The following is a 17,235-nucleotide window of genomic DNA, read 5'->3' on the forward strand; positions in this document are numbered from 1 at the left end:
TTTTATGTCAATGCTGACATAAGCAAGCCCGCAAAATCGCCGGTCCAGGGGCACCGTCTTGATGGATAGGGGTACTTAGTCCAGATCCAATCGGGTGGTATAATGCATGGGCCGCTGTGGGCGGGTGTTTTTTTCCTGCGATTCCTGTTCCCGGCGCAACCAACCCCCGCCAAGGGCCTTGTACAGGTTCACAAAGGCGGAAAGGTATTGCTCCTGTAAATCAGAAAGCTGCAACTCGACATCGAACAGGGTCCGTTCGGTGTCCAGCACTTCCAGGTAGCTGGTGACGCCCTTGTCGTAGCGCTGGTTGGAGAGCATATTGGCATTCTTGGCGGCTTTCTGTTGCCGGTCGGTGGCGGCCAGTTCGTCACGCAAAGTAGTGATGGCCACCAGGGCATCCTCCACCTCACGGAAGGCATTCAGAACCGTGGCCTCGTACTGGTAAAGGGCCTGGCGGGTTTTCTCTTCCTCGATTTCCACCCGTCGTTTGTTCTTGCCGAAATCGATGATCGGCGCCAGCACCTGGCCGCCAACGGACCACACCCCACCCTCGCTGGTGATCGACCCGACCTCGGTGCTGGCCACACCCAGGGTGCCGGTCAAAGAGATGCTGGGCAACCGCAGGGCCTGGGCCACCCCGATTTGATCGGTCTGGGCCTTGAGCAGGTATTTGGCCTGGACGATATCCGGTCGGCGCTCCAGAAGATCCGACGGCAGGCCCACCGGAATGTCTGGCGGAATCGGCTGGTCGGACAGCTTGCGGCCCGTCTGGATCGGTTCCGGCAACCGGCCCAGCAAAACGGCCAGCCGGTTCTCGGTCTGGACGATGGCGCGCCGGTACAGGGGAATCGCTGCCTGGGCCACCTCCTTTTGGAGCTGGGCCTGGTTAAGATCGATTTCGGCGATGATGCCTTTATCGAAGCGCTGCTGGATAATCTCCAGGCTCTTCACCCGGGTATCCAGAGTCGATTGGGAGATCTGCAGGCGCTGATGATAATCCAGAAGCTGATAATAACTGACCGCCACATCGGCGATCAGCGACAACTGGATGGTTTTGAGGCCATAGTCGGAGGCCGTCAGCTCGGCCCGGGCCGCATCCGTGGCGCGCCGGTACCGGCCCCAGAAATCGATTTCCCAGGTCAGGGGTGCATCCAGGTAAAAGGTGGAATTGGTGCCCGTGGTGGACCGGCTCCCGGCGTTGTAATTCCCCGTACTGGCCCCGGCCCGGCCATTCAGGGTTGGATACTGGTCGGCACGGGTGAACCCCACCGTAGCCCGGGCCTGTTCGATTCGGCTGACGGCGATTTTGATATCGCGGTTGTTTTCAAGGGCCGTTTCGATCAGGGTGGTCAGCATGGGGTCGTCGAACAACTCCCACCATTTCAAATCGTCGGCGCTCGTGGCCGGCATCGCCCGGGTGCGAAACGCCTCGGGAGTCCCCATCTCCGGGTCCTTGAAGTCCGGTCCCACGGCACAGCCGACCAGCCACACACAGGCCAGCGTCAGCCGAACAGTCCCTTTCCAAATTAACTTGCAACGACGGTTCATCATGCCTCTTCCGCCTGTTCGGGTTGAAGGTCTCGCTTTTTCTCGTAGCGGGCGATTTTGCCGATGAAGACAAACAGCATCGGGTAGAAAAAGACGCCCAACAGGGTGGCCAGGCTCATACCGCCCAGAAGCGCCATGCCGATCACCACCCGGGCCTCGGCCCCGGCGCCGGTGGCCACCACCAGAGGAAACACGCCCAGGATGAAGGAGAAGGCGGTCATCAGGATGGGCCGGAAACGCAGCTTGGCGGCCTTGATGGCGGCGTCGAAGAGCGACAGGCCCTTATTGAATTCGATGTTGGCGAATTCTACGATGAGAATGGCGTTTTTGGCCGCCATGGCGATGAGCATCACCAGGGCGATCTGGGCAAACACGTTCAATTCAAAGCTGGGACTGAAAAGGCGCGCCAGGTAAAGCGCCAGCAGGGCGCCGAACACGGCAAAGGGCGTACCCAGCAGAATACTGAAAGGCAGGGACCAGCTTTCGTACTGAGCCGCTAAAATCAGGAACACGAACAGCAGCGAGAACGCGAAAACCATGCCCGCGGTGCCCGAAGCCTGCTTTTCCTGAAAGGACATGTTGCTCCAGGCATAGCCCATGTCGCTGGGCAGGGACTCATGGGCCACCTCTTCGAGGGCGGTCAGGGCCTGGGCCGAGGTGAATCCCGCGGCCGGTGCGCCGGTCAGTTCGATCGCCCGGTAGAGATTGAAACGGTTGGAGAAATCCGGCCCGGCCAGAGATTTGATGGTCACGAAACTGCTCAAGGGGACAGCGCGCCCGTCCCTGTTTTTGACAAAAAACTGGTTAATCTGTTCCTCGTTGAGGCGATACTCGGGCTCGGCCTGGATGTAGGCTTTGTAAAGCCGCCCGAAACGGTTGAAGTCGTTGACATAGGAGCCGCCCAGAAACGCGCCCACGGTCGTGTAGATGTCGTTCAGGCTCACCCCGGCCTTGAGGGCCTTGTCCCGGTTGATGTCCATGTAACGCTGTGGCACGGTGGCCCTGAAGGTGGTGAAGACCGAGCCGATCTCCGGTCGGGCCTGGGCCGCCTGGATAAAAGCGGCTGTCTTTTGGGCCAGATATGCGGGGGTATTGCCGCCCCGGTCCTGGATCATCATCGTAAAACCGGAGCCGTTGCCCAAACCGGGAATGGCCGGCGGGCCGAAGGCAAACACCTGGGCTTCGTTGATGCCCATGAAAAACTCGACATTCAAAACGTTGACGATTTCATTGGCGGTTTTCTCGCGCAGCCCCCAATCCTTGAGGGAAACGAAAACGAAGCCGGCGTTGGAGGACATGCTGCCCGATATCAAGCTGAATCCCGTGGCCGCGGTAACGTGCTGAATCTCGGAGTGCTTGCCCACAATCTTCTCGACCTTTCTCACCACCGCATCGGAGCGCTGCAGGGAGGCGGCGTCGGGAAGCTGGACGTTGACCATCAGGTAGCCCATGTCCTCGGAGGGCATGAACCCGCCCGGCACCGCCCTGGCCAAAAAGAGCAGGCCGCCGGTCAACACCAGCATGATAACCAGGCCCATGGCGATCCGCCGGGTCATAAAGCTCGCAAGGTGGATATACCCGTTGGTGGACTTGTCGAAAACGGCGTTGAAGGCCTTGAAAAACATCCCCAGGGGCCCGCGCATGGGCTTTTGCTTGCGCAGCAGGATGCCGCACAGGGCCGGGCTAAGGGTCAGGGCGTTGATGGAGGAGAAGACCACGGATACGGCCACGGTGATGGCGAACTGCTGGTACAATCTTCCGGTGATGCCGCCCATCACGGCCACGGGGATGAACACCGCCACCATCACCAGGGTGGTGGCGATGACCGGCGCGGTGACTTCTTTCATGGCCGCCCGGGTGGCCTCCTTGGACGGCATGCCATTTTCGATATTTACCTGAACGGCCTCCACCACCACAATGGCGTCATCGACCACGATGCCGATGGCCAGCACCAGCCCCAAAAGCGACAGCACGTTGATGGTGAATCCGATCAGGGGAAAGACGATGAAGGCGCCAATCAGGGAAACCGGAATAGCGATGGTGGGGATCAGGGCCGCCCGCCAGTCCTGGATAAAAATGTAAACCACCAGAATCACCAGGGCCAGGGCCACGAAAAGGGTCACGACGATCTCATGGATACCGGCCGTAATGGCCTGGGTGGTGTCCAGGCTCACGTCGTAACGCATGCTTTTGGGAAAAGAGCGGGCCAGTTCATCCATGGTCCGGCGCGCGGTCTCGGCCAGTTCCACGGCATTGGAGCCCGGTGCCTGGTACACGGCGATCATGGCGCAGGGCTTGTCGTCCATGCGGGTAAAGGCGTTGTAAGTTTCCACCCCCAGTTCTACCCGGGCGATGTCCTTGATCTTCACCTGGGAGCCGTCGGCCGTGGTGCGAACGACGATCTGGCCGAACTCCGCTTCGTTTTGCAGACGTTCGGGCAGGCGCACGGTGTAGGTGAACTCGTTGCCCGGCGGAGCCGGTTCGGCGCCGAACTTGCCGCCGGGCACCACCACGCTCTGGGCCCGAATGGCATCCACGATCTCGGGAATACCGATTCCCATGTGGGCCAGGCGGTCGGGTTTTACCCAGATGCGCATGGAATAGTCGCTGGCCCCGATCACGTTGACCCGACCGATGCCCTTGATGCGTGCCAGGATATCCTTGACGTTAATCAGGGCGTAGTTGCCCAGGAAATTCTGGTCGAAACGGGGGTCGTCGGCGGTGAGGGAGATCAGCATAAGGATGTTGGGCAGAGACTTTTCGGTGGTCACGCCCAGCCGTTTGACCTCCTCGGGCAGCTTGGCCGTGGCCGCGGAGACCCGGTTCTGGGTGAACACCGTGTTCATGTCCGGATCGGTTCCTACGTCGAAGGAGACCTGAATGGTCATGGTGCCGTCGTTGGCGTTGGTGGACTTCATGTAGATCATGTTGTCCACACCGTTGATCTGCTGCTCCAGCGGCGAAGCCACCGACTGTTCCACGCTGACGGCATCGGCCCCGGTGTAATTGGCCCGCACCTCGACGATGGGCGGGGTGATGTCCGGATATTGCTCCATGGGCAGGCCGCTCATGAATACCGTTCCGACAATGACCATGAAGATGGCGATCACCATGGCCACGATGGGCCGTCTGACAAAAAAATCACCCATGGTAGATCACTTTTTCCCTTGGTCGTTTGAGCCGGTTGAATTTGTTGGGGCGGCGACCGTCGGCTTGACCTTGGCGCCGTCCTTGACCTTTTGCAGGCCCTCGTAGATGACACGCTCGCCCGGTTTCAGGCCTTCTGGGATCAGCCAGTCGGAACCGATCTTGGGCCCAACGGAAATTTCCCGGTTATGGGCCGTGTCGTCGCCGTCTACAACATACACGTTGAACAGCCCCTGAACTTCCATGACGCAGCGCTGGGGAATCAGGATGCCGTCCTTGACCACCCGGCCTTTAACCCGCACCTTGCTGAACTGGCCGGGTCGCAGCAGCCCCTCGGGATTGGGGAAACTGGCCTGGACGAGCATGGCGCCGGTGGTGGTGTCCACTTCGCGGTTGACGAAATCGATCTTGCCGGGATGCTTGTATACCGATCCGTCGACCAGAAGCAGTTCCAGGCTGAGTTTTTCTTCCCCGACGTTTTTCTTGCCCGACTCACTGAGATAACGGGCAACCTCCAGGTACTGGTTTTCGGTGATGAAAAAGGTTACCAGGATGGTTTCCACCTGAGAGACCGTGTTCAGGATCACCGGGTTGGGATCACGGCCCACGAAATCGCCGACCTTGGCCTGGGTTTTGCCGATAATGCCGTCGATGGGCGAATGGATCCGGGTGTACCCCAGTTGGATCTGGGCGGCCCGCAGGTTGGCCTTGGCCGCCTCCACCGAGGAGATCCTCGCCTCGTAGGCGGCCACGGCCTCATCCAGGTCGCTCTGACTGACCGCATTGATCTCGGCCAGGGGCCGGATGCGGTCCAGATCCCCTTTGGCCTTGGCCAGAAAGGTCTTCTGTTCGGCCACAGCGCTTCTCTGGGCGGCGACCTTTTCCTTGAAGGGCTGGCTCTCCAGGATGTAAAGAAGATCGCCTTTTTTCACCGGTCCGCCCTCCTGGAAATGGATGCCTTCGAGAAAGCCTTCCACACGAGCCCGGATGGCAATATCTTTCAGGCCGTGGGTCTCGCCCACGAACTCCAGGTAAATGGGCACATCCTGGGCCTTGGTTTCGACCACCGAAACGGCCGGCGGCGGTATGGTCGGCGCCTGGGCGGTTTCTTTCTCGCCACAGGACAGCATCGACACGGACAAACAGGCCAATAACAAACAGACGGTTTTAAATCTCATGGCGCCTTCTTCGAGGGGTTGGCGGTTAATCGATCAGATGCGAATAAAAATTGCGGATTGGAAACCATATCATTTATTCAAATTCTTGAAAACCGACATTTCAATACCAGCATTTCAATATCTGAAAACAAAAATCTTCAGGCGAATGGAATAACCGCTGAAGCCGCCCGGTTCCCCGACGTTCGGACTGCCAAAACACAAATCTTCCAAAACCCATATCCTGGCACAATTCGTGATGGGTCATATGTAAGGACGAGGTTTACGGATGAAACCCCATACCAATGGAGGGCAAGCCATGAATCCAGCCGTTTTGATCCCGACCAGTACTCAGGAGACCGCCAGTTGTCCTTACTGTGGCGCTAAGACGTCACTGGAACTGCCCGGTAACTACAAACCGGTGTTTGTGTTCTGCGATGGCTGCGGTACGAAATTCATTGCCGAGCGCCTTCAGGAGGGGTTCCAGGTGATGCAGGTGGAAAACGCCCCCTGCTTCAGCAACCCCGACTGCCGGGAACTCGAAATGGGCGCCGGTGACGAGGAATAACCGGGCAACACGCATCGTGGCGGGACAAATCCGGGTGGCGGATGCCCAAGCGGGGTAACGTTAAGTAACGGGACCCTACCGTTATCGTAACGCTGCTATCCGGACGCATCGAACCACCGCTGAATCCGGTAAGGACAGAACGAAACCCTGTCTCTCAGGCAGCGACCACCTCCAGGATGGTCTTCGAGGTGTACTCGCCCACGTCGGCCAAGCCGTCCATGGGCATGAATTGGTTGGCGTTGGTCGAATATAGGCAGGTGACCGAAGGCGGAAAATCCTCATCGGCTTCGTAAAAAATGTAGCACAGATAAATCTTGGGCAGCGGCCGCACCACGAAGGCGAAATCGCCGCTCACCAATGCGGGTGCCGGCCGGCCGTTAAGCTTCTCGACAACGAAATCGGTGCGGGTCCTGATTCGTTCGACCGCCGGCACCAGGATCTGTTCGGTGTGGGAGGCAAAGGCCCCCACGTAGGGCGCCGAATCGGGAAACTCCTTGAAAGCCCGCAGCGGTTCGATCACGGGCGCATCGGGCACGGCATGCAGGGCGTACAGGGAAAGCAGAATGCCGATCACACCGGGCGGTTCGGCGCCATCCAGAGAAATTCCGTCGGGTGTGATCAAACAAGGCCTTCCGAACGCCGGGAAGGTGAAGACCGAGCCGCTTTTCTCGGCCGGCAGGTTGTTTTCCAGGTTTTCCGGCAGGTTTTCATAAAGTCGCCGGAGATTCTCTTTTGCCAGTCTGGCGTAGTTGTCCACCATTCCTCCTCGATGATATCTTCCCCTCGATTTTAATCCCATAAACCGGTATTGATTCTGTTTCCGTTGTACCTGTTATGGTATAGTGGTTCGGAAAAAGATCGCTTTTTGATAGCAAAACGGAACAGGATTGTCATGAAAGAGTTTTTCAACGTCGAAACCATCGAGGCGGTTCTGGCTCACGCAGCCTCATTTTCTCCGGTTGACACGGAAATGGTCCCACTGGCCGAATGCCTGGGACGCGTTCTGGCCGAGGATGTCTTCTCCGATGTAGACATCCCCGATTTCAATCGTTCCACCATGGACGGCTACGCCGTCAGGGCCGCCTCCACCTTCGGTGCTTCCGAAGCCAACCCCGCCTATCTCAATGTGTGCGGACAGATCAAAATGGGCGAGCGTCCCAGCTTCACGGTTCATCCCGGCGAAGCGGCTAAAATCGCCACCGGCGGCATGCTTCCCGACGGGGCCGACAGCGTCATCATGGTGGAGCACACCGACCGGTTGGACGACACCACCATCGAGGCTTACCGCAGCGTGGCGCCCGGCCAGCACGTGATTGAAAAAGGCGAAGATATCCGCCGCAGCGAACCGGCCCTGATCCAAGGAATCCGCATCCGTCCCCAGGAGGCGGGCCTTTTGGCCGCCTGCGGAAAAACGGAAATAGAGGTCTTCCGGCGCCCCATGGTAGGCATCATCTCCACCGGCGATGAAGTCGTGCCCGTGGACCGGGTGCCCGGCGACGGCCAGATCCGAGACATCAACACTCACAGCCTCTCCGGACAGGTGCTGGAAGCCGGGGGCGTACCGATGGTCTTCGGTATCGTCAAGGACGACCGCGACGATCTGGAGGAAAAATGCCGACGCGCCCTGCAGTTCACCGACATGGTCATGATTTCCGGCGGCAGTTCGGTGGGAGCCCGGGACTACACCGTGGAGGTGCTCGACGAATTGCCCGACACCGGGATTCTGGTCCACGGCATCTCCATCAGCCCCGGCAAGCCGACTATCCTGGCCCGCTCGGGCGGCAAGGCCTTCTGGGGATTGCCGGGCCATGCCGTATCTGCCATGGTGATCTTTACCGTCGTGGTCCGCCCTTTTCTGGACAGGATTTGCGGACTGAGGCAAGCCGTCCGGCGGCTCCCCATACAGGCGGTACTGCGCCGCAACCTGGCCTCGGCCCAGGGGCGCGTGGACTACGTCCGGGTTCGCCTGGTCGAGGAGAACGGCACCCTTTTGGCCGAACCGATCCTGGGCAAATCGGGCCTGATCCACACCATGGTCAAGGCCGATGGGCTCATCGCCATCGGCATGAATAAAGAAGGGCTGTATGAGGGCGAAACGGTAAACGTACGGTTGTTATAACCGTAGTCAGGGTTTTGCCTTTTTCGAAAAAAGGTGACATCTCCCACTGAAACGGAACACAGTATCCGGGTGTCTCAGAAACTGCAGGGGGGCAATTACATCTCTTGATTTTAAAAAACATTTCGAGAGGACCACAAAAAAAACGTCTAACAAAAATCTAACATATTTTTCATTGAACCTGGCCGATTTAAAAAGTAGTAGTGGATGGAACCGGATAACGTCAATTACATCACTGCTGAAGCGGAACGGCGACACCCTCAATCCAGCCAATCAAAAGCTGCAACCGACAGCCACATTCCGACTATCGAAGATTCGGAAAAATTTATCAGATAGACCGAAACACACGTTTCGGGAGGACTCTGAAACGTCAGGTACCCTGTACATATCTTTAATCCCGCAAAAATTGCGGCGGGGCTGCCAAAGGGCATCTATCACAACGATTGACAGGGATCGTGGACGCAAGGCACTCTCAATTTATCCAACTTACCTGAATTTTGTGATATAGGAAGCTTACACAATGTAATCGCAAACGGATCGGATCTATAGCGGGACACAAAATCTCGATTTCGACAAATTCATAAAATACCATGATCTTGAAAAGATGCCAGCCTTCGGAGGGTTCCGTTTTTTTGGATAGCCAGAACCGTTTGCCTACCGCAATCCAAAACAAACGCTATCACATCCTAAATCAGCCCTTGACCTTTAGGCTACCTTCATTTTATTTTTAAATTTAGAGATTGTACATACTCCCCCCCCGTATTCTAAATTCACAACGATCATAGCGCAATCCTCCACATAACCTCGGTGCCTGAATTTCTAATAAAATCGATTAGTGCTCGTACCTAAACAAAATGGTTCGAGATATAACCGTCCTGCCAGCAATTGCGTTAGATTAGTGCTCATCCACAGGAATAACTACCTGTAATAAATAAGAAACGCGCATTTTGTAGTGGTTTTTCTCTTCTCTTTGTAGTATATTGAAAGTCGCCAAACAACCAATATCACTACAAAAGAAAGAAAGGAGCCGATCACAAAATGCGCGAAAAATGGCAAAAACAGATGCCCCTGATGCCTCAGATCAAAGACCACGCCCAAGCAAAAGAACTTACAGCTATCAGTGGTATCATCGATGCTCACCCTATCATCTGTGATCGCGTTCTTCAAGATTTGAACAAGGGCAAGCTGGTGGCCTATCGAACTGGGGCTGACGGCATGAGCGCCGACCAGGTACTGCGTTGTGCTATCGTCAAAATCCTTTTCGGTTTTACGTATGATGAACTGGCATTTCATATTGTCGATTCGCAGGCATTGAGTTGGTTCTGCCGGATCGGTATCGCCGACAAGGGATACAAAAAATCCGCCCTGAACAAAAATATCAAAGGCATATCGGACGCCACCTGGGAACTGATCAATGCGGATCTTTTGGGATATGCGAAGCAAAAGGGCATTGAAAAGGGCCGACAGGTCCGGGTCGATTGCACGTGCGTTGAAACTCACATCCATCATCCCACCGACTCCAACCTGCTGTGGGATGGTGTTCGCGTGTTGACGAGGCTGCTGAAGCGCTTCCGGGATGAATCGGGGATCACAGTTCCTGACTTCCATAACCATACCCGTGTTGCCAAACGACGGATGCTGGCGGTGATGAATGCCAAACGGAAAAACAAGCGTAAGGTTGCCTATGTGGACCTGCTCAAAACCAGTCGCAAAGTGGTTGGGTACGCTCATAAGGCAGTCGCTGCGATCAATGCCGGTGCGACCTGCGACCCGCTGGTCATGACGATTGGCTTCCAGATCGAACATTTTGTCGATCTGACCCGCAGGGTGATCCACCAGACCGAACGCCGGGTTCTTCATGGAGAAACGGTCGATGCCAAAGACAAAGTAGTATCGTTGTTCGAGCCACATACCGATATCATCGTCAAGGATAGGCGCGATACGCTGTTTGGTCACAAAATCTGTCTGACCGGAGGCGCGTCGAACCTTATTTTGGACTGTGTCATCACCGAAGGCAATCCGGCCGACGCCGACCTGACGATACCGATGCTTGAGCGGCAAAAACAAATTTATGGCCGCTATCCCCTCAAGGCCAGCTTCGACGGCGGTTTTGCATCCAAGGAAAACTTGAAGCGAGCCCAATCGCGTAAGATCAAAGACGTCTGCTTTGCCAAGAAACGAGGTCTATCTGAAACCGACATGTGCCGCAGCCAATATGTGTATCGTCGATTGCGCCGCTTTCGAGCGGGTATTGAATCCGGTATCTCCTGGCTGAAGCGTTGCCTTGGCCTGACCCGCTGTACCTGGAAAGGATGGGACTCGTTTAAATCCTATGTTTGGTCTTCGATTGTGGCCGCCAACCTGCTGACCATCGCCAGGGGAAAAACAGCCACTTGAGACCTTAATCGATTCCGCATCGTGAAAACTGGTTGAACAAGTGCGCTTGCATTAAGCCGATTTCGGTAAATTAGCCACAAACCGATGTAGCGATGGTGAGAAAAATCCTGCCGAGGATTTTACCACTCTATTTTTTTGCGACTCGGCTCTGAAAATTACCATTTATGGATCGACACTAGATTAACAAAACGTATTTTAGTTGAATTTTTTATTAGCAGGGCGTCATTCAACAATTCAAAAAGAATATAGCGGAGGGTGTCATGAAAACTAAATCCATTTGGATACTTATAAACGTATTTATATTGTTTGGCTACGCCCACAATGCGGCTCAAGCTGAAATCAAAGTTGGCATCGCCGGACCTCTATCGGGCATTTCAGTGAATTTGGGCGAACAACAGGAAATTGGGGCTCAAAAAGCCATCGAACATCAGAATGACAAGGGAGGATTGCTTGGCAACGAGATTGTCGCCATATCCGTGGACGATGCGTGTGAGCCCCGGCAAGCCAAGGCGGTAGCAAAGCAATTGGTCAGTGAGGGCGTGGTTTTCGTCGTTGGGCATGGTTGTTCGGCCTGCTCTCTTGCCGCCACACCGATTTATGAAAAGGCAGGGATTATCATGATCTCACCGGCATCAACCAACCCCAAGGTCACCGAAGAAGGGGGAGACAATGTATTTCGAGTAATCGGCCGCGACGATCAGCAGGGTACCATCGCCGGCAACTACCTTGCCGACCATTTTGGAAATAGCAAGATTGCGATAATACACGATGGTCAAGCCTATGGTCTTGGTTTGGCGAGTTTTACAAAGCGCCAACTTAACCAGCGCGGCATATCCGAGTTCCTATTCGATCGATACACACCGGATCAAAAGGACTACAAACCGTTGGTTAACAAGCTCGTTCAGAAGAATATCGATGTTCTCTATGCTGGTGGCTACCTGACCGATATCGGCATAATCCTGCGTCAGGCCAAAAAAGAACTGCCCAATCTTCGTCTGTTCTCCGGTGACACGTTGGTGAACGTCGAGTTCCTTTTCGTTGCCGGTGAAGCAGGCACAGGCACCTACTTTACATTCGGCCCCGACATGCGTCAGAGGCCGGAAGCTCAGGAAGTCGCCGCGGCCATACGCGAAGAGGATGCCTACGAACCGGACGGATATACGCTTTACAGCTATGGCGCGGTGCAGGCCTGGGCGCAGGCTGTCGAACAGGCGGGTTCCTTGAAACCGAATGCGGTTATCAGGGCTTTGAGGTCTGGAAGCTTTGATACCGTCATCGGAAAGATCGGCTTTGATGAAAAAGGCGATGTCACCGGCATCAGCACTTTCGTTTGGTATGTTTTCGGCAAGGAAGATTATTCGCTCGCCAAATGAACGAGCGAAGGGTGCCTTTTTTGGAGTCATTCAAGTGCCATAAGGCGACCACATGCTCGAATCAGGGATTGATTTCGCGTGGATGAACCGAGCAAATCTGTATTGATGGGTGTCCGAGGACGGCTGCTGCTGTCCTTTCTAGGAATCGCGATGTTCTCACTGGTTGCGGCGGTTTTGGGGTTGTATTCTCTGGACCAAGTTGGCGGTGCGCTTAAAAGGATTACAGAGCAACGCGTGCCCGAAGCACTGTCGTGGCTTGAACTATCCCGACGCGTCGAAAGTATCGTACGCGCGGCGCCAGCCTTGCTCGTCGTGAAAACCGATAGGGTACGGGAAAAAGTCTCAAGCGAAATCGCTTCACAAATCGAACAACTGGAACCCTATCTACGGCGCAAAGAAAGCTACAATACAATAGAAGACCGTGAAGCAACAGCGGACGTTTTACGGCTCATTGCCGCTCTGAACGATAACCTAGAACGTCTGAATCGACTGGTGAGCAAAAGGCTTGCAATCGTTGACCTCAGGGAAAGGAGGGTTCGAGACCTGTCGCGGGCAAACAGCATCGCCCAGCGGATGCTGTCACCGGGTGAACGGATCCTTGGTGCCCAGATGGCGGATTGGAGCAGGCGTCACGAGTCAGCCGACGCAAGCCAATGGTCTAACAAAAAAGCGGAGCTTGTAGATTCGATCATCAACCTGATTCCCCAACAAAGGGCAGCGCTACTGGTTGACTCCATACAAAATAAGCTTTTGGAAATCACAGACGCCGATTCAGCCGAGCGTATTGAGGTGTTGATATTTCCTCTTAAAAAGTCCCTTCAAGAGCTGTATGAGGTCTCTCTGGTCGTTTCAAAGGGTGCGAAAAGGCGTCTCGCAATACAGATTGCAGCGCTTGAGGAGCTTACCGTTGGCCCGAAAAGTCTTTCAACGATCAGAAAAGATGAATTGAGCGTTATCACCAAGGCGGAGAATCTATTAGACATTAACGTTCGATTGTCCAAATTTCTCACCAATAGAGTAGGGTTCTTGGTTAACAACGCGAACTCGGATATTGATCGAGCCAACCTGCAGGCTGCGGCAATCCAGAAACTCAATCGCGATATTTTAATCGGTATCGCAGTTTTGAGTCTCGTTAGCTCCCTCCTCATCGGTTGGCTCTATGTCGGTCGCAATTTAATTGCCAGAATAACCGCACTCAGCGATAGCATGCTTGCGATTGCCGGAGGCAACCTCAGGGCTCCCCTGCCGAAGCCTGGCGGTGGTGACGAGATCGGGCGCATGGCTGAGTCCCTTGTCGTTTTTCGCGATACGGCCATCGAAGTTGAAGAAAATAATTTGCGTGACATTGAAACAGCACGCAGGCGGCTAATCGACGCCATAGAAAATTCATCTGAAGGGTTCGTGTTTTTCGATCCTGATGATCGTTTGGTTCTTTGCAACTCCAGGTACAAGGAATTGCTTTATCCTGATATTGATGTCGACATTCAACCGGGAACACCTTTCGAAACCATTATTCGCCGAGCCGCCGAAAATGGCCACATTGTTGATGCCGAAGGCCGCATAGAAGAATGGGTGACCGATCGCTTGGCGATTCATCGAAATCCAGGTAAACCACGAATTCAGCGGCGTAAAAACGGTCAGTGGATTCTGATCACCGAACGTAAGACCGGGGATGGCGGTATTGTCGCAATCTACTCAGACATTACGGACCTAAAGCTTCGCGAAGAGGAACTCACCACGAAGTCGAATGCCTTGAAAGAAACCAATACAAGACTCAAAAATGCGCAAGAACAAATCTCGAAGTATATTGATCCCCATCTAACTGAGAAAATATTCAAAGGCGAATTTAAGGCGGAACTGACACACCAGCGTAAAAAGTTGACGCTATTTTTTTCCGACATCAAGGATTTCACGCAGTTTACCGATTCATCTGATCCCGAGGATGTAGCTATTTTGCTCAATGAATATTTAGGTGAGATGGCTAAGATTGTTCGGAAATGGGGGGGAACGATCCCCCAATTCACCGGCGACAGCGTTTATGCCATATTTGGTGCACCGGATTCCAAAGGTTTGCGTGAGGACGCCTTGGCTTGTTTACGCATGGCTTTAGAGATGCAAGAAAAAATGAAATCCCTCAGAGAAAAATGGTGGAACCAAGGCGTCCAGTTCCCTTTTCAAATTCGTTGCGGCATTCATACCGGTATGGCGAATGTGGGCAATTACGGTTCGGAAGGGTTTATGGAATACTCGGCTATTGGTTTGAATACAAATCTGGCTTCTCGTCTGGAACAGGCCTGCCAGCCAGGTGAAATCTTCATATCGCATGCTTCATGGGCGTTGGTCAAAGATGATATTCCTTGTGAGGAAGTGGGGACTATCGAGGTTAAAGGGTTCCACTATCCAATTCAGACTTACCGGGTTCTTCAGGATGATGTGGACACATTTCCTGTATCACCTAATTGACATATCTCATTGTAATAGAATAAAAATTCAAACGGCCACCATATCATAAAATTTGTCCCCCACCTCTAATGACCGTTTTAATATTGTGGGTTTGTGTTGGCTAAAAAAAAAGCCCGGTGAAAAATCGGCCGTTAACGTTTTCTCCAACTTATCACCGGTCAACCCCGATTACAGATATTCACATCCCGGCGATTCGTAATTATTCAAGGCATCGGTACCGAATACAATACCATATCCCATCATAAGCCCGATTACAGACACATTGAGCGTTTGCTGCAAGCTGCGGAACAGGAAAAGCTGCAGACAATGGAATCGGGATCGAACCAAATTGACCTGTTGCATAAAAACATAAAAATCGGATGATCGATGCGAGCGGATAATCCATTTGTTGCCGTCATGCCGCTTATGGTATATTGCCATTGTTGAAAAATCAGGCCAAAAGCGCCCAAACAGAACCGTCAAGATAAGGTGTTTCTATCGCCATGACTACCAAACGCAACGTCTATTTAAACATGAAGCCGCTCGACGAAGCCCGCCAAATCCTCTTCGATCATTTCCCGGCCGTTGGCACCATGGCCGCGGAAACCGTGTCGCCGCCCGATGCCGTGGGACGCATCCTGGCCAAACCGGTGACAGCCAAAGTCTCCTCGCCCAATTTCCATGCCGCGGCCATGGATGGCGTGGCCGTAAAGGCCGAGGACACCTTCGGCGCCAGCGAAACCCGACCCAAGGAGTTGCAGGTGGGCAGCCAGGCCCGATTTCTCAACACCGGCCATGTCATGCCACCGGACACCGATGCGGTGATCATGATCGAGAACATCCAGATGGTGGGCGACGACCGCATTCGCATCGAAGCCCCGGCCTTTCCCTGGCAGCACGTGCGCAAAATGGGTGAGGACATCGTGGCCACGGAACTGCTCTATCCCCGGGGTCATATGGTCAGCCCCTATTGCGTGGGGGCGTTGATTTCCGGCGGCATCTATGATGTGCCGGTGAGAAGAAAACCGAGGGTGCTGATCATCCCCACCGGATCGGAGCTGGTGGACTGGCGAACGACTGCCCCGGAGAGTCTGAAGCCGGGTCAGGTGCTGGAAACCAACGCCTACGTATTGGAGAAGATGATCGCGGCCTGCGGTGGCCATGCCACCCGCCACGAACGGGTCATGGACGACCTGGCGCTGATCCGGCAGACCGTGGCCGATGCCGTTGCCGGCGATTTCGACATGGTAATGACCATCGGCGGCTCCTCGGCCGGCTCTGAGGACTACGCCCTGCCCGTTTTGCAAGATCTGGGAGAAATGCTGGTCCATGGGGTGACCATCATGCCGGGCAAACCGGTGCTGCTCGGCGACATCCAGGGCAAACCCTTTTTCGGCATCCCCGGCTACCCCGTATCGGCCATCATCGCTCTGGAACAGTTCGTCCAGCCTTTGATCCGGCGCATGCTGGGCGCCGCCGACGAACCCCGCCGGACCGTTGCGGTGGTGCCTACCCGCAAAATCGCCTCCAAGCTGGGCGTGGAAGAATTCCTGCGGGTCAAACTGGGCCAGGTGGGCGAGAACATCGTGGCCACCCCCCTGCCCCGCGGGGCCGGCATGATCACCAGCATCACCGAGGCCGACGGCATCATCCGCATCCCCAGCCATTCCGAGGGCATCAAGGACAGCGACTCGGTGCAGGCCGAACTGCTGCGCCCCCTGTCCGCCATCCGCAACACCATCGTCGTCGTGGGCAGCCACGACAATACCCTGGACGTCCTGGCCGACCAGTTGCGCGCCGGCGATGCGGCCCTGACCCTCTCGTCCAGCCACGTGGGCAGCATGGGCGGACTCATGGCCGTCAAACGCGGCGTCTGCCACCTGGCCGGCGCCCATTTGCTGGACACCCAGACCGGTGAATACAACCGATCCTACATTCAGCGCTACCTCCCCGACAAGCCCGTGAAGCGGGTCAACCTGGTCATGCGCGACCAAGGGCTCATCATCCCCAAGGGCAACCCCAAGCGCATTCGGGGTATCGAGGACCTCGGACGGGAGGACATCGTTTTCATCAACCGCCAGGGCGGTTCGGGGACGCGAATTCTGTTGGATTACCGGCTGGAGCAGATCGGCCTTTCTCCCGAGAAGATCAACGGCTATTCCAACGAGGAGTTCACCCACATGAACGTGGCCGTGGCCGTGCTCGGCGGCGCGGCGGACGCCGGGCTGGGCATCTATGCGGCGGCCAGGGCCCTGGGGCTGGATTTCATTCCCGTGGTCACCGAGCAGTACGACCTGATCATTCCCGAAGCACACTTTAAAAGCGGCAACATCCAGGTGCTCCTGGAAACCATCACGACCGATATCTTCAAACAGCGGGTGGAAGCACTGGGCGGGTACAGTACGGAAAATACCGGAAACGTCTTCGAATAGCGGAGAAAAGCGTTCGGCCAATCGTTATTTCACTGGCAATTAAATATGAGAGGTTTCG

At 55.1% G+C, this 17,235-nt stretch carries 10 protein-coding genes; 6 read left to right on the forward strand and 4 right to left on the reverse strand.

The features are described from left to right. Positions 1 to 75: 75 nt before the first annotated feature. The 3 genes from GN111_RS15460 to GN111_RS15470 are packed head-to-tail and all read right to left on the reverse strand — an operon-like array spanning position 76 to position 5,873. The gene (locus GN111_RS15460) at positions 76 to 1,551 is read right to left on the reverse strand and encodes an efflux transporter outer membrane subunit (protein ID WP_155304608.1); all 1,476 of its coding nucleotides are present in this window, start codon (positions 1,549 to 1,551) and stop codon (positions 76 to 78) included. Further along, positions 1,548 to 4,697: an efflux RND transporter permease subunit gene (locus tag GN111_RS15465; protein ID WP_155304609.1), complete on the reverse strand. Its 3,150-nt coding sequence runs from the start codon at positions 4,695 to 4,697 to the stop codon at positions 1,548 to 1,550. Before GN111_RS15465 ends, GN111_RS15460 begins: the two co-directional genes overlap by 4 nt. Positions 4,698 to 4,703: 6 nt before the next feature. Further along, on the reverse strand, positions 4,704 to 5,873 hold the full coding sequence (locus tag GN111_RS15470) for an efflux RND transporter periplasmic adaptor subunit (protein ID WP_155304610.1): 1,170 nt from the start codon (positions 5,871 to 5,873) through the stop codon (positions 4,704 to 4,706). A 295-nt stretch (positions 5,874 to 6,168) separates the two neighbouring features. Here GN111_RS15470 and GN111_RS15475 point away from each other — a divergent pair, with 295 nt between their 5' ends. After that, entirely contained in the window at positions 6,169 to 6,417 is a 249-nt protein-coding gene (locus tag GN111_RS15475) for a hypothetical protein (RefSeq protein WP_155304611.1), read from the forward strand. 154 nt (positions 6,418 to 6,571) lie between these two features. Here the strand turns inward: GN111_RS15475 and GN111_RS15480 are convergent, their stop codons facing one another. Beyond that, positions 6,572 to 7,177: a DUF3786 domain-containing protein gene (locus tag GN111_RS15480; protein ID WP_155304612.1), complete on the reverse strand. Its 606-nt coding sequence runs from the start codon at positions 7,175 to 7,177 to the stop codon at positions 6,572 to 6,574. Between the two features lie 132 nt (positions 7,178 to 7,309). Here GN111_RS15480 and GN111_RS15485 point away from each other — a divergent pair, with 132 nt between their 5' ends. From GN111_RS15485 to GN111_RS15505, 5 genes are all read left to right on the forward strand, one after another. Continuing rightward, entirely contained in the window at positions 7,310 to 8,536 is a 1,227-nt protein-coding gene (locus tag GN111_RS15485; protein WP_155304613.1) for a molybdopterin molybdotransferase MoeA, read from the forward strand. Between the two features lie 1,035 nt (positions 8,537 to 9,571). Then, positions 9,572 to 10,930, forward strand: a complete 1,359-nt coding sequence (locus GN111_RS15490; RefSeq protein ID WP_155302183.1) for an ISNCY family transposase — start codon at positions 9,572 to 9,574, stop codon at positions 10,928 to 10,930. A gap of 260 nt (positions 10,931 to 11,190) precedes the next feature. Continuing rightward, positions 11,191 to 12,303, forward strand: coding sequence for a branched-chain amino acid ABC transporter substrate-binding protein (locus GN111_RS15495; RefSeq protein ID WP_155304614.1), 1,113 nt, complete (start codon positions 11,191 to 11,193; stop codon positions 12,301 to 12,303). Between the two features lie 78 nt (positions 12,304 to 12,381). Then, positions 12,382 to 14,766 carry an adenylate/guanylate cyclase domain-containing protein gene (locus GN111_RS15500; RefSeq protein WP_155304615.1) on the forward strand — a complete coding sequence of 795 codons (2,385 nt, stop codon included), beginning with the start codon at positions 12,382 to 12,384 and terminating at the stop codon, positions 14,764 to 14,766. 482 nt (positions 14,767 to 15,248) lie between these two features. After that, a complete protein-coding gene (locus GN111_RS15505) occupies positions 15,249 to 17,177 on the forward strand; it encodes a molybdopterin biosynthesis protein (protein WP_155304616.1) in 1,929 nt (642 codons plus the stop codon). Positions 17,178 to 17,235: the final 58 nt, after the last annotated feature.

It is taken from the genome of Desulfosarcina widdelii (assembly GCF_009688965.1).
Taxonomy (GTDB): domain Bacteria; phylum Desulfobacterota; class Desulfobacteria; order Desulfobacterales; family Desulfosarcinaceae; genus Desulfosarcina; species Desulfosarcina widdelii.

Coding starts and splice junctions, on each gene's coding strand:
- GN111_RS15460 (WP_155304608.1), bottom strand. CDS start 1,551: ATGATGAACCGTCGTTGCAAGTTAATTTGGAAAGGGACTGTTCGGCTG.
- GN111_RS15465 (WP_155304609.1), bottom strand. CDS start 4,697: ATGGGTGATTTTTTTGTCAGACGGCCCATCGTGGCCATGGTGATCGCC.
- GN111_RS15470 (WP_155304610.1), bottom strand. CDS start 5,873: ATGAGATTTAAAACCGTCTGTTTGTTATTGGCCTGTTTGTCCGTGTCG.
- GN111_RS15475 (WP_155304611.1), top strand. CDS start 6,169: ATGAATCCAGCCGTTTTGATCCCGACCAGTACTCAGGAGACCGCCAGT.
- GN111_RS15480 (WP_155304612.1), bottom strand. CDS start 7,177: ATGGTGGACAACTACGCCAGACTGGCAAAAGAGAATCTCCGGCGACTT.
- GN111_RS15485 (WP_155304613.1), top strand. CDS start 7,310: ATGAAAGAGTTTTTCAACGTCGAAACCATCGAGGCGGTTCTGGCTCAC.
- GN111_RS15490 (WP_155302183.1), top strand. CDS start 9,572: ATGCGCGAAAAATGGCAAAAACAGATGCCCCTGATGCCTCAGATCAAA.
- GN111_RS15495 (WP_155304614.1), top strand. CDS start 11,191: ATGAAAACTAAATCCATTTGGATACTTATAAACGTATTTATATTGTTT.
- GN111_RS15505 (WP_155304616.1), top strand. CDS start 15,249: ATGACTACCAAACGCAACGTCTATTTAAACATGAAGCCGCTCGACGAA.